15 protein-coding genes are annotated in these 13,845 nt (G+C 45.9%); all 15 read right to left on the reverse strand.

Going from position 1 to position 13,845, the window contains the following annotated elements; translation table 11 throughout:
• Nucleotides 1-118 precede the first annotated feature (118 nt).
• The 15 genes from E4U82_RS06785 to E4U82_RS06855 all read right to left on the reverse strand — a co-directional run bounded on the left by E4U82_RS06785 (nt 119) and on the right by E4U82_RS06855 (nt 13,791).
• Entirely contained in the window at nt 119-268 is a 150-nt protein-coding gene (locus E4U82_RS06785; protein ID WP_342447722.1) for a hypothetical protein, read from the reverse strand.
• A gap of 42 nt (nt 269-310) precedes the next feature.
• The gene (locus E4U82_RS06790; protein ID WP_135109426.1) at nt 311-919 is read right to left on the reverse strand and encodes a low molecular weight protein arginine phosphatase; all 609 of its coding nucleotides are present in this window, start codon (nt 917-919) and stop codon (nt 311-313) included.
• 193 nt (nt 920-1,112) lie between these two features.
• Nucleotides 1,113-1,667 (reverse strand): manganese efflux pump MntP, encoded by a 555-nt coding sequence (locus E4U82_RS06795; protein WP_135109428.1) that lies wholly within the window; start codon nt 1,665-1,667, stop codon nt 1,113-1,115.
• A gap of 117 nt (nt 1,668-1,784) precedes the next feature.
• A complete protein-coding gene (locus E4U82_RS06800; RefSeq protein WP_135109430.1) occupies nt 1,785-2,807 on the reverse strand; it encodes an L-threonylcarbamoyladenylate synthase in 1,023 nt (340 codons plus the stop codon).
• Between the two features lie 481 nt (nt 2,808-3,288).
• On the reverse strand, nt 3,289-3,690 hold the full coding sequence (locus tag E4U82_RS06805) for a GNAT family N-acetyltransferase (protein WP_135109432.1): 402 nt from the start codon (nt 3,688-3,690) through the stop codon (nt 3,289-3,291).
• A gap of 88 nt (nt 3,691-3,778) precedes the next feature.
• On the reverse strand, nt 3,779-4,402 hold the full coding sequence (spoIIR, locus tag E4U82_RS06810) for a stage II sporulation protein R (RefSeq protein ID WP_135109434.1): 624 nt from the start codon (nt 4,400-4,402) through the stop codon (nt 3,779-3,781).
• A 101-nt stretch (nt 4,403-4,503) separates the two neighbouring features.
• Complete coding sequence (gene prmC / locus E4U82_RS06815) at nt 4,504-5,379, reverse strand: peptide chain release factor N(5)-glutamine methyltransferase (protein ID WP_135109436.1); 876 nt, start codon at nt 5,377-5,379, stop codon at nt 4,504-4,506.
• A 3-nt stretch (nt 5,380-5,382) separates the two neighbouring features.
• Complete coding sequence (prfA, locus tag E4U82_RS06820) at nt 5,383-6,453, reverse strand: peptide chain release factor 1 (RefSeq protein WP_135109438.1); 1,071 nt, start codon at nt 6,451-6,453, stop codon at nt 5,383-5,385.
• A 246-nt stretch (nt 6,454-6,699) separates the two neighbouring features.
• Nucleotides 6,700-7,323 (reverse strand): thymidine kinase, encoded by a 624-nt coding sequence (locus E4U82_RS06825; RefSeq protein WP_135109439.1) that lies wholly within the window; start codon nt 7,321-7,323, stop codon nt 6,700-6,702.
• A 312-nt stretch (nt 7,324-7,635) separates the two neighbouring features.
• Nucleotides 7,636-7,881 (reverse strand): type B 50S ribosomal protein L31, encoded by a 246-nt coding sequence (locus E4U82_RS06830; RefSeq protein WP_135109441.1) that lies wholly within the window; start codon nt 7,879-7,881, stop codon nt 7,636-7,638.
• Nucleotides 7,882-8,043: 162 nt separating this feature from the next.
• Entirely contained in the window at nt 8,044-9,321 is a 1,278-nt protein-coding gene (rho, locus tag E4U82_RS06835; RefSeq protein WP_135109443.1) for a transcription termination factor Rho, read from the reverse strand.
• Nucleotides 9,322-9,868: 547 nt separating this feature from the next.
• Nucleotides 9,869-10,837 carry a class II fructose-bisphosphatase gene (glpX, locus tag E4U82_RS06840; protein ID WP_135109445.1) on the reverse strand — a complete coding sequence of 323 codons (969 nt, stop codon included), beginning with the start codon at nt 10,835-10,837 and terminating at the stop codon, nt 9,869-9,871.
• A 114-nt stretch (nt 10,838-10,951) separates the two neighbouring features.
• Nucleotides 10,952-12,238, reverse strand: a complete 1,287-nt coding sequence (locus E4U82_RS06845; RefSeq protein WP_135109447.1) for a UDP-N-acetylglucosamine 1-carboxyvinyltransferase — start codon at nt 12,236-12,238, stop codon at nt 10,952-10,954.
• 247 nt (nt 12,239-12,485) lie between these two features.
• Nucleotides 12,486-13,130, reverse strand: a complete 645-nt coding sequence (fsa, locus tag E4U82_RS06850) for a fructose-6-phosphate aldolase (RefSeq protein ID WP_135109449.1) — start codon at nt 13,128-13,130, stop codon at nt 12,486-12,488.
• Nucleotides 13,131-13,431: 301 nt separating this feature from the next.
• A complete protein-coding gene (locus tag E4U82_RS06855) occupies nt 13,432-13,791 on the reverse strand; it encodes a response regulator (protein ID WP_135109450.1) in 360 nt (119 codons plus the stop codon).
• Nucleotides 13,792-13,845: the final 54 nt, after the last annotated feature.

Raw genomic sequence — 13,845 nt, forward strand, 5'->3', positions numbered from 1 at the left:
ATATATTTCCATATCCCCGCCAAATGGATCCGAGATATCATAATTAATCAGACTGGATTCAAGTTTTTGAATTTTTTCCCAGTCATCCTGCAAATAGTCATGAAGTTGCTTTTCGAGTTCATGAGACATGCCAACGCCAGCGGATATATCTCCGTTTCCGGGAACAACCCGTATCCTCGTATTCAATAGCCAGTTCGTCAAGCAGTTTTTTTACCTCGTTTCGAATGCCATTGCCTGCGTGATCCCCTGTTATCATCACTTTCATCATGCGCCACCTCCTGATCAAAAACATCACTCATTTGATAAACCATCACGTGCCATTCAGCTCTTTAGCCAATTCGTTAATATGCTGTTTCAATTCTTTTAATGTTTTCCAATATATTTCCATATCCCCGCCAAATGGATCCGAGATATCATAATTAATCAGACTGGATTCAAGTTTTTGAATTTTTTCCCAGTCATCCTGCAAATAGTCATGAAGTTGCTTTTCGAGTTCATGAGACCCCATTTTGCCCTGATTGTGGTGAATAAACCGGGACCGCTTTTCCTCATAATCGGCATACTGCTTTTTCAAATCGTTCCAAATTTTCTTGTCGTTATTCGAAACATATTCCTTTAACGTATAATACTTTTCCTGAAAATCGGGATATTCGAGAATCAGTGACTGTTTGTGTTGCGTTGTCATCGTCAGCACCAGGTCCGCCCACTGCAGCAGTTTGCCCGTTACCGGCTGAGATGTGGAATCAAGCACGACGCCATCTTGTTGCAAGGCGTCCACCGCATGATCGTTCGGACGCTGATTGTTCACAGCAAAAATCCCCGCCGACTGCACTTCAGCCCCAGGTACTTTATGTTTTAATAATGCTTCTGCCATCGGGCTTCTACACGTATTTCCCGTACAAACAAACAATATCTTCATTGGTGACCCTCCGCATTCCGTGGGGGGGATATATTTACCCTAACTCAAATAATATCATAGAATGGTATGGTTGTCAGAAAAAATCAGAATATAAGTTGCAGAAAACAGCTGAGATGCCTTCTCCTTTGGTAAGTCGGTCCATTTCACAATTAAAAGACCCTCCACCGCCGGCAGAGAGTCTCCCAGTTTTTCATCATCCGAACAATATATTTAATCCAAACCCGCAAAGGATGCTGCCGCCCAATATTTCACTATAAACGCCGAGTAACCCGCGCATTTTCCGTCCTAAAATCATCCCTGCCCAAGTCAACATCATACTGGCTGCCCCAAATAACAAGAGGGCGATAACCGTCTTCACCTGCGACAGCCCAAGACTGAGGCCGACTGAAAAGCTGTCAAGGCTAACACTCAGCGCGAAAAAGATCAACCCGAATCCGACCGGCTCGGCCAAACGTTTCGCCTCATGATTAAACGCGGAAAAAACCATCTGTGCCCCAATCCCTACGAGCAAAAGCCCCCCTGTAAGTAATGCATATTGCCCGATTTGTTCAGAGATTGCTTGTCCCAGCAAAATACCAATAAACGGCATAATCATATGGAATAATCCGATTACGGCGCCCACAATGGCAATCCGCTTCAGCCTGAGGCGCTGCATCCCCATACCAAGACTGACGGAAAATGCATCCATCCCTAATGCTATTGCCATAAATACAAGTGATACAATTTCCCCGATCTGATAAACCGACATCCACAATCCCCCTCGGACATGCTATTAGACTATATGTTTGTCCAGGGGTGAATATGCAAGTCTTTCAGCAGAGATATGGAGGGGAATCAGGTTATCCACAACTACAAATTCAATACATCAATTATCCACATAAGCTGTCGCTGCTTTTTTCAGTCGGTTCATAATGGCCTGCCCAATGTCTATCTGTGGAAAAGTCTCGCACACAATCAGATCGACATCCCCATTTTTAAAAATACGTAAGGCATCGTACAGGCTCGCTGCAATTTCACGCAGATCTGAACCAAGTGGGATGATCTGGTCGGCCTGAAGTTTATCAGCCGTTTCCGTACTGGCCATGACCCCGACACGCTTCCGATTGTCTCGCTCTTTATCGATAACACCTTGGATTTTCTCAAGAGCTCCTTCCACTAGCCACATAGGAACTTCAGGTGCATAATGAGTGTATTTCATACCGGGTGCCTTTGGGCGATCAGCCGTATTTGCCAGTGCCGGGTCAACCATCACAGATCCGACTGCCGCTTGGAGCTGCTCCTTCGTGATGCCGCCGGGTCTGAGAACGACCGGTATATCCTGTGTACAATCGATGACAGTTGACTCCACACCAACGCCTGTCGGGCCGCCATCAACAAGACCGGCGATTTTTCCCTGCAAATCCGCCCATACATGATCTGCAGTTGTCGGGCTTGGTTTACCGGAAATGTTCGCGCTTGGGGCGGCAATCGGGAGACCACACGTTTTCAATAGTTTCCGAGCCACCGGATGTTCCGGAATCCGCACGCCAATTGTGGATAACCGGGCTGTTACATTATCAGCGCACACACCATTGCTTGGCAAAACAATGGTTAATGGCCCAGGCGTAAATAATTCCAGCAGCTTTTCAGCGACAGCCGGCAGCGTGCTGACCAAACCACGCAGCTGTTCTTTCGTGGCAACATGGGCGATCAGCGGATTATCTTCCGGCCTCCCCTTTGCTTTAAAAATGCCCGAAACAGCCCTCGCGTCGGTTGCATCCGCTCCCAGTCCGTAAACCGTTTCAGTCGGAAATGCCACCGTATGGCCATTCTGCAGCAATTCCGCCGCTTCCTGAATTGCCTGATGATCAGGCTGTTCCCTTTGTATGTTCCATCGTTTCGTCTGCATTGCAGTTATCCCTCTTTTCTATCGTATATCCCTTATCTAATGGACCGTAATCCCCGGATCATAAACGGGAGATAACTGTTCGTAAATGGCCGAATAAGTCCGGTTCTGCAGAACGCAGGTCCCGGGAGACATCGTTCGTGCTCTTAGCTTTGTTATTTATATCAACAGAAAAAAGCATCCCACTGCATGAAGTTTAATCGAACAGCGATTTATACGCAAAAAAATAAGCCTGATGGAACCTTTTCCACAGGCCATCCACAAGGTGAAAGGTGATATCAATGCTCCGAAACCGAAACATTTGTTCTATTCCTTTTAAGAAAGGCCGAATTTCGGGAACATCCTGCCATGACAGCAAAAGCGTGAACTTTTTGATAACTATTTTTACACAGCTTTTCCACAAGTATGTGTATAATTCGTGCTGTTATCCAGCTGTTTTAAACAAGTTACCCACAACATGGTGTGCATAACTGTTGATAAGTGTTTAAGAAACGTTATACGTCCACCAATTACCTTTATTATTCGGATAATTGGTCACAAATGTATTTTCTTTTTGTGGGTAAAACTGCAGTGCTTCAAGCAGCACATCAACCATTGGCTGGTGACTGTGGACAAATAATTGCTTCGCCTGTTTTTCTTTGGCCAACGTCAGTATGGATTCCAATAAAACGGGCAATGATGACGCGGCATTCTTGGTCACGTAAAGCTGTTTCAGCCAGTAATGATCCTGATCAACGGTATCAATGACAAAACAGCCCTCAATTGTTGCATTTAATTCAACAACATAACCTTTTTCCAGCAATATATTCCGTTTGACATCTTTGTTGCTTTCCAAAAAACGCTCCAGCTTCTCTTCTGTCACATGATTCGCTGCGATCAGCTCCATTTTTTCTCACCTCTATGTTTTCGGGTTAGGGTTCAAATTTCTGAACAACCTTTCTAGTACGTTATGCAGAAACTATAAAGTCTATGACCTAACTAAACCATTCAAAGAGAAAAAATTTGACCTCGGCCTCTTCCGTTTCTTCCTCATTTTCATCTTCCTGCGTTTCCTCATCTGCTTTATCCTCTTCCGCTTCTGCAACACTGGTTCCGTTCGAAAAATCAAGAAAGCAAAGCGGCGGGAAGAGCACACACCACCAGTTGGCCCCCTGGCCTTCTCCAAGGGTGATGAGTACCGCTTCATATTCACCTGGGGGATACAGGTAGGAACCGTATAATTTGGCGGGAAACGTAATGTTTTTTCCATATTCAACTTCAAGGGACTGCTGCTCACTTTCCTCTTCCAAAACATCTTCCGCAACAGCGCGGATTTTCGGAATGTTGGCTTCTATTAATTTTCGGGCTTCGTCGATATCGGTTAAATCCTCGACCCAATCAGTGATGACAGCATTCACCTCATCACGGACCTTGCGTTTTAAATCCTGATCATCCGGTTGATCACTGTTAGCCAGAATGCGCAGACGGATTGCTTCATCCGGAATCACCTGTATATCGGACTGGGAGCTGCTTGATTCAGCCTCTTCACTCATAATTTGAATCGGCATTGCTAGTATAATCATCATCAATATAATTGCAGAAATCATAAGCCGCTGCATCGAATAAAACCCCTCTCCAACCTGATTTATCAATCAGTATGGACGAGGGGGATCCTTTTCATACTATGAATCTATTAATTTTTCGGGTCACCGGGTTAAGCTCACTTTTCCGGAGTCGGCGCCTGTTTCAATACCCCACTGACGATGCGGTCTTTTCCATTGATATCCGGGATGATGGCCACGTCACTTTTCGGAAATACGTTTTGCAGCAGTGATTTGACCGCCTCTCCCTGCTGATGCCCAATTTCGAAAACAACCGACCCCTCCTGTTTGATCACATTTGGCAGCCGGGAAATGATCTGTTTGTATGCACCCAGTCCATGGTCGCCTGCAAACAGCGCGCGTTCCGGATCGAAGTTTTTGACCGTATCAGCCAGCCATAACTTCTCATCAGGTGCGATATACGGCGGATTGGAAACCACCATATCCGCTTGAATACGCTGTTCAATCAGCGGCTCCAGGTAATCTCCCTGCAGGAAAATAACCTTTGCACCCAGTTGCTCTGCATTTTGACGGGCGACATCAAGTGCTTCCTGTGAAATATCGGTTGCATAAACGGTCGCACTCGGAAACAGAAGCGCAAGTGTTACAGCGATAATGCCGCTCCCAGTTCCAATATCCACAATGGTCTGCGGCTCTTTGGGGACTGTCTGGTAAATATGTTGAATAAGTTCCTCTGTTTCCGGGCGTGGTATCAGGGTATGCGCATTGACGTGAAATTCCCTGCCGTAAAAGTAAGCGTGACCTGTTAAATGTTCAACCGGAACGCCGGTTTCCGCATGCTGCTTGATTGCCTGATGAAACGGCGTTAACACCGTTTCGGGGACAGGGTCGCGCATCATCATGAAAAACGTTGACCGTGACACGTCTAAATAATGCTGCAGAAGTAATTCCGCCACTTTGGCCTCGCGATTATTTTTTTCCAAAAAAAGCGAAGCCCGACGCAGGACTTCGTGTTGTTTCGGTTCATTTTCCATTGACTATTCACCAATTTCCTCGAGTTTCTTCGTTTGTTCTTCCAGCAATAGGGCATCAATGAACTCATCCAATTTTCCTTCCATGACCTGGTCAAGCTTTTGCAGTGTCAGGCCAATCCGATGATCGGTCACACGGGTCTGGGGAAAATTATACGTGCGGATGCGCTCAGAGCGATCCCCGGTTCCGACTGCAGATTTGCGGTTCTCATCAATTTCAGCCTGAGCCTCCTGCTGGAATTTATCGTAAATACGTGCACGGAGCACTTTCATCGCTTTTTCCTTATTTTTGATCTGTGACTTTTCATCCTGACAGGAAACAACAATCCCGGTCGGCTCGTGGGTCAGCCGCACCGCGGACATGGTCGTGTTCACACTCTGACCCCCGGGGCCGCTGGAGGCAAATGTATCCACACGAATGTCTTTTTCGTTCACATCAACTTCCACTTCTTCCGCCTCAGGCAAAACGGCTACCGTTGCAGTCGATGTATGAATACGGCCGCCGGATTCCGTCTCGGGGACACGCTGCACGCGGTGTGCGCCGTTTTCATACTTCAGTTTGGAGTAAGCCCCTGTGCCATTGACCATGAAAATAATTTCCTTATACCCGCCGACACCGGTTGACGTCGCTTCGATGACATCAATTTTCCAGCCCTGTGACTCAGCATATTTGCTGTACATGCGGTAAAGGTCACCAGCAAATAAAGCCGCTTCATCGCCGCCCGCTGCACCGCGGATTTCCATAAAGACGTTTTTATCGTCATTCGGATCTTTCGGCAGGAGTAGTATTCTTAAATTCTCTTCAAGCTCATGCTCTTTTTCGGAAAGCTCCTCCATTTCAGCTTTGGCCATTTCCTGCATATCATCATCTGATTCATCTTCCAGCATTTCTTTCGCATCTTTCAGTTGTTGTTCGATATCTTTATACGTTCGGTAGGCCTGCACAACCTGCTCAAGGTCAGACTGCTCCTTGGAGTACTCGCGCAGTTTTTTCGTATCACTTATAACTTCAGGATCACTTAGCAACTCGTTCAATTTATCATATCGGTCTTCCAGAGACTCTAAACGCTCTAACACAACGGTCACCTCATTTCGATTAACAGTGTAATTATAATATACTCGGTGGGGGAGGTCAAAGTTCGGTCGTGAGCATTGTGTCAACTTTTTTCGCGATATCGCCTTGGCATCAAAAGTCGCTCTAGTTTTTGGTCGCTTTTCTTGCCTGCCCGCGCTGCCGATTTTTGAATTATGCCAATGCGTGTTACCACGATTGAATCACACACTCCTCTTTGAAAATAAAAAAAGAGCGCCGCAACACTCTTTTCATTCTGAGAATTCAGTTATAGCTTGTTTGCTTTTATGACCGGGTTTACCCGGTACTTCATGATGATGGCGGCATCTGGGCTCATACGACTCCGAAGCCCCGACCAGGATAACCGGATCATTGAAGGAGGCAGGCTTGCCATCAATCAAACGCTGGGTCCGATTGGCTGGCGAGCCGCAGATCGGACAGATCGCATTCAGTTTCGAGATCGATTCGCTTTGAGCCATCATTCTTGGCATTGGCCCGAACGGTTCTCCGCGAAAGTCCGTATCAAGACCCGCAGCGATAACACGAATTCCTTTATTTGCAAGCTCATTCGCAACTGAAACGATGTTGTCATCAAAAAATTGAACTTCATCAATCCCGACCACATCGATATGATGATGCTGGAGATGTTCCAATATTTTATCCGAATTTTTGACAGAACGCGCGATGATCGAAGTCCCGTTATGGGAAACAACGGATTCATCGGAATACCTGTCATCAATAATCGGTTTAAACACACGAACCGACAGATTGCCGTAAGTCGCCCGTCGAACACGTCGTATCAGTTCCTCGGACTTTCCAGAAAACATGCTGCCGCAGATTACTTCAAGCCATCCGCTCTGGTTCATCACGTACATCAGCGGAAACTCCCTTCAAGGTTGTATCTCTATTATGTATGTTTTCATTAAACATTATTTTGGTCAAAAGTGGAAACATATCACGTATTAAAGTGAAAAAACAGGCAACGTGTAAATGAATTGCCTGTTTTCCATATGAATGAGGTATTGTCCCCTCAGCTAAATCCAGTCCAGCCTCCCAGGTGCTAATGGACTTCCTTCCCTTCCTTACAATAAGTCAACATCGATTCACTTACGCTCATCATGTTTCCTTTATCTCATACAGGTCAGTCCTGTCCATACGCCCCTAACCGGTCGGCTTCGCTTTTTAATTTATTTCATATTATATTTTTTCTTGAAGCGGTCTACGCGTCCGCCGACTTTATCAGCTTTTTGTTTACCGGTGTAGAATGGGTGTGAAGCTGAACTGATTTCAACACGGATAAGCGGATAGGTATTGCCATCTTCCCATTCAATTGTTTCTTCAGATGTCTGTGTTGAACCACTCAGGAATTTATAATCTGAGCTCGTATCTAAGAAAACAACTTTTTTGTATTCCGGATGAATGTCTTGTTTCATGTCTTTCCACTCCTTTTTGCCCTGAATCCTTATGCATTCAGAGTTAGTGTAAGAGCCGTTACAGGTCTCAAACGTCATTTGATTATCTTTAATCACACAGAAAGATTATAACAGCGTCCGGTTATGATTGCAATAGCCAATCATTACCATGCACCGTCATGACTACTTTGTCCCTTTTCGCTTCATTTCATCGTCCATCTGCTGGAAAAATTCTTCATTGTTTTCCGTTGACCGGAGCCGTTTCAGGAAGCGGTCAAGAAAATTATGGGAGTCCTGCATCGTTTTGCGGATTGCCCAAATTTTATCAAGATGGCTTTTAGAAACAAGCAATTCCTCCTTGCGTGTGCCGGATTTCAATATGTCTATTGAAGGGAAAATCCGTCGTTCGGCAAGGCTTCGGTCAAGGTGCAGTTCCATATTGCCTGTCCCTTTGAATTCTTCATAAATCACATCGTCCATCCGTGAACCTGTATCAACCAGCGATGTCGCCAATATGGTAAAGCTGCCGCCTTCTTCAATATTCCTGGCTGCCCCAAAGAAGCGCTTCGGACGGTGGAACGCAGCAGGATCGATCCCGCCGGAAAGGGTCCGGCCGCTTGGCGGTATGACCAGGTTATAGGCACGTGTCAGTCTGGTGATGCTATCCATCAGGACGATGACGTCACGTTTGTGTTCAACAAGACGCATCGCACGTTCCAGTACAAGCTCTGATACTTTAATATGGTTTTCCGGCACTTCATCAAATGTGGAGCTGACGACATCCACATCTTCATGGACCGAACGCTCGATGTCAGTTACTTCTTCCGGGCGCTCGTCCACCAATAAAATAATTAGTTTGGACTCCGGATGATTCGCTGAAATGCTATTGGCAATTTCCTTCAGGAGAACCGTTTTCCCGGCTTTTGGCGGTGCAACGATTAATCCGCGCTGGCCAAAGCCGACCGGTGTCATCAAATCAATAATGCGCGTGGACAAATTTTTGGTGTCACGCTCAAGTTTCATGAACCGATCAGGGTGCAGAGCAGTGAGTGCCGGGAAGTGAACCCGTTCTTTTGACGTTTCCGGGTCTTCCCCGTTTACCGCATCCACATGCAGCAAGCCGTAATAACGTTCGTTTTCTTTCGGCGGCCGCACTTTACCGGATACTTTGTCACCATTTCTTAAATCAAAGCGGCGGATTTGTGATGCGGAAATATAGATATCTTCTGCACTCGGGGAATAATTAATTGGACGAAGAAAGCCAAATCCTTCCGACGGGATAATTTCCAGAATCCCATCCATAAATAAGTAGCCGTCTTTTTCCGCTTGTGCTTTCAAAATAGCAAATATGAGTTCTTTTTTTGTTAGTTTCGAATAATACGATACTTTGTATTCCCGGGCCTGAGCATAAATATCTTTTAACGTTAATGTCTCAAGCTGGGAAATTGTTAATGATGCCATTAAATCACCACACCTATTCATTTTTAAAGGTTGTATGTTTTTGCATTGTGAAATCTGTGAATTATTTCTCTTTCTATGAATGGTTAGTATGAAACGATAGGAAGAGTTTGCAGGAAGCTAGAATGGAAGTTTTTCCAGTTAATAATTATCATTACCAAGTTCTCCTATTCATAAACATCTTTATCATACCTTTTTATCGTTCATTATTCAATACTATTCCGGAATATTTTTATCTACTGAATGGAATGTGTATGATAATAGTCTATGTTCAAAAAGAGGGATGAAAAAGACCGGCAGGCTATGCTATCGGGTGACAATCGCCAACACCTGTCCTCACACATCAATCGCGTCAAAGTTCGAAGCATCACAAGTCCCAGAGCACGGGCTTCTCGCGTGTCGCGGCACGTATTGCAGCTGGCGACTACTGTTTTAGCAGAACATTCTATCCCGACATGTCATTTTCAACAGTCTTTTTGAATAACCTCTAATAGTGAAGGAAGCCAAACGTTCATTTGGCTTCCTATATATTATTTATGATGAAGATCCGTTACGGCTGTATGACGAGATTGGGCTTTTTCTGCAGGCTGTGTTCGCCGTCAATAAAGCGGACTGTACCACTTTTGGCTCGCATGACGACTGTCTGTGTGGTTGCCTTTGCACCTTTGAATTGGACACCTTGCAGTAATTCGCCGTCGGTTACGCCGGTTGCGGCAAAAATCGCATCGTCACCGCCACAAAAATCTTCCATATAGTATACTTTTTCCAGATCCGCTATGCCCATTTTATGACAACGTTCAATTTCGTTATCATTAGACGGGACAAGCTTCCCCTGGATTTCCCCGCCAAGACATTTTAATGCTGCTGCGCTAAGGACACCCTCGGGCGCTCCGCCAATTCCCAGTAAAATATCGACACCAGTATCATCGAAAGCCGTATTAATGGCTGCGGCCACATCGCCATCCGGGATTAACTTGATCCGAGCCCCGGTAGCGCGGACTTCCTCAATTAATGCTGCATGACGCGGGCGATCCAGCACAATCACCACGAGATCCTCAACCGCTTTATTTTTGGCTTCTGCGACGGCTTTTAAATTATCCAGTGTCGAGGCGTTAATATCGACCTTCCCCACTGCCTCAGGCCCTACTGCAATTTTTTTCATGTACATATCCGGCGCATGCAGCAATGCTCCACCATCAGCTATGGCAATTACGGCCAGCGCATTCCACGTGCCTTGTGCAACGATATTGGTGCCTTCCAGTGGGTCAACAGCGACATCCACTTGCGGGCCGGCACCTGTGCCAAGCTCTTCACCAATATAGAGCATGGGTGCTTCGTCTATTTCACCTTCACCGATGACAACAGTTCCCTGCATCGGAATTGTATCAAAAACAGCGCGCATCGCTGAGGTCGCGGCGTCATCTGCTTCATTCTTTTTGCCACGGCCCATCCAGCGTGCAGATGATTGCGCTGCAGCCTCTGTGACGCGGACAATTTCCATCGTTAAGCTTCTTTCCATGTTCCCCTCTCCTTTTTTAAAAAATATCCTCATCCCAAAAGGATTTACATATAAAGGGGGTTCTTCTCTCTTTATCTCATTTCTCTTTAACTAAGCTATTGTCATCCGTTTTTGTTACGAATTCTGAAATTGCTCGATTTCGTGCTGGTTCATTTCTTCCCGCCACACATTGGCGCCGAGACTGTTTAATTTTTCGGTGATTTTTTCGTACCCGCGGTCAATATGTTCCACACCTGTTATTTCAGTAATCCCATTTGCCATCAAGCCGGCAATAATGAGTGATGCTCCGGCGCGCAAATCACTGGCCTTCACACGTGCGCCTTCCAGCTGGACGGGGCCGTTGACAATCACTGAACCGCCTTCAACCTTAATCATAGCATTCATCCGCCGTAATTCGTCAATATGTTTCAAACGGGCTGAATAGATCGTATCCGTTACAACGCCTGTATTCACGGCTTTTGTCAATAATGTTGTAAAAGGCTGCTGAAGATCAGTCGGGAACCCCGGGTAAACCAGTGTTTTCACATCGACACTTTTAAGCGGCTGCTTCGGTGCGATATATAATTGTTCATCGCCCTGTTCAATCTTAACACCCATTTCCTCCAGTTTGGCCAGGACAGACTCCAAATGCTGCGGAATCACATTGTCAATAATGACTTCGTTGCCTTGCGCTGCGGAAGCAATGGCATAGGTTCCTGCTTCGATCCGGTCCGGAATAATGGTATGCTGGCAGCCACTTAATGATGGGACACCTTCAATCCGAATGACATCCGTTCCGACACCTTTAATCTTAGCTCCCATGTTTGTCAAAAGTGTGGCAACATCAATGATTTCCGGCTCTTTGGCAGCATTTTCGATGATCGTCTTTCCTTTTGCTTTAACGGCGGCAAGCATGATATTAATGGTAGCACCAACACTGACAACATCGAGGTAAATTCTGGCGCCATGCAGCTGTTTGGCCCGGATATAGATGGCGCCCTGTTCATTGGTTACTTCTGCTCCCAGAGCTTCAAACCCTTTAATATGCTGATCAATCGGACGCGGCCCCAAGTGGCATCCGCCCGGCAGTCCAATGACCGCCTGATTGAATTTGCCAAGCATCGCACCCATAAAATAATAGGATGCTCTAAGCTTTTTGACTTTTCCATTTGGCAGCGGCATGGATACCATATTTTCCGGATCGATATGTACCGTCTGCTCATCCCAGCTCACGTTTCCGCCAATTTCCTCCAGCAATCCGCCAAGTGTATAGACATCTGATATGTTCGGCAGTCCCTCAATGGTAACATGTGAATCGGCCAGAAGTGCGGCAGGCAACAAGGCAACAGCGCTGTTTTTTGCCCCGTTGATCCGTACCTTGCCGTTTAATAAATGACCGCCTTCAATTAAAACCTTTTGCAAATGCAGCACCCCGCTTCCAGACGTTGAACAGTTTTGTCGTCAAACAGTCGTCTGCGCTTTTCTTTGGCTAGCTCCGGCTCCCAGCGACTAGCGCGACTTCCCTCACCTCCGTACGATAAGTCAACATCGATTCGCTCACGCTCATCGTGTTTCCTTTATCTCCTGCGGTTCAGTCCAGTCCGTACGTCGCTGATCAGTCGCCTTCGCTTTTCTTCTTATATTACACATTTTTTCCAGTTTTATGCGTTTAGTTTTTTTGTTTATTCCAATCGGCAAGGAATTTTTCGATTCCCTGATCTGTCAGTGGGTGTTTAACCAGTTGTCCGAGCACTTTATATGGGAGTGTTGCAATGTGCGCGCCATTCATTGCTGCATCCGTTACATGCAATGGATGTCTGATTGACGCGGCAATGATCTCGGCCTTTATATCGTGACGATCAAATATGGCGGAAATCGTAGCAATGAGGTCCATGCCATCTTGACCAATATCGTCCAGCCGTCCCAGGAACGGTGATACGTAGGAAGCACCAGCACGGGCTGCCAACAGTGCCTGGTTTGCATTGAAAATCAATGTCACGTTGGTTTTAATGTTCAAATCGCTGAAAATCTTTACGGCTTTCAAACCTTCCAGCGTCATCGGAACTTTCACCGTAATATTCGGTGCAATGGCCGCGAGTTCCTTCCCCTCTTTCACCATACCTTCTGCGTCTTCAGCTATAACTTCGGCACTGACCGATCCGGATACCTCATCCGTAATTTCCTTTAACCTGTCAAAAAACGAAACGCCTTCTTTTGAAACAAGACTCGGGTTTGTGGTGACACCGGCCAGGATGCCAAGTTCGTTTGCCGAGCGAATATCATCAATGCTTGCAGAATCCAGGAAAAATTTCATTTGCCAACCCCTCGCTTTCATGAATTTATGATTCGTACAGGAAAATTATCCGGATGACCAAGCACGCGCCATTCTCAGGATACCGTTTTTCATGCAGTCCATGGACCGGTATCAGCATTATGGGAGTTACAGCTTGAGCAATCCGATTTTCCCCATTAACTTTAAATTAACCACAGTATAAGAATACCAACTAGAACGTAAAGTCGCAAGCCAGGAATGAAGCTGCCCTGGGGCCATTTTAAAAATACAGCATAAGCGCATCACGCCTGCTGCACTGTTAACCTGTTCCATTATGAGAGCTTCAATCCAAAATACTTTTGACAAAGCGGCTGACTTCCTGAATATTGAACGGTTTAGCAAATACCTTCCGGACGATACTGAATTGTTTTATCTCCTTTTTGATATCCTCCGCCAGTCCACTCATAACAATGGCCGGAACATTGAACTCGTCGCGCTCCATCTGCTTTAACACGTCCGCACCATCGACAAGGGGTAATTTATAATCCAGCATAAGCAAATCAAATGAACGGGCATAAAGCTTTTCCAGTGCTTCTTTACCGGTTTCAGCTGTTGTTATATTGTACCCCTCATCGGTGAAAAGCTCCTGCAACAGCATACGGATCCCCGGCTGGTCATCTACCACCAATATTTCTTTTTTCATAAGCTTGACCACCCCACTACCTCATTTCTATGTGCTTTTCACTGGTTATTATTC

This window comes from Lentibacillus salicampi (assembly GCF_004565465.1).
Classification (GTDB): domain Bacteria; phylum Bacillota; class Bacilli; order Bacillales; family Amphibacillaceae; genus Lentibacillus; species Lentibacillus salicampi.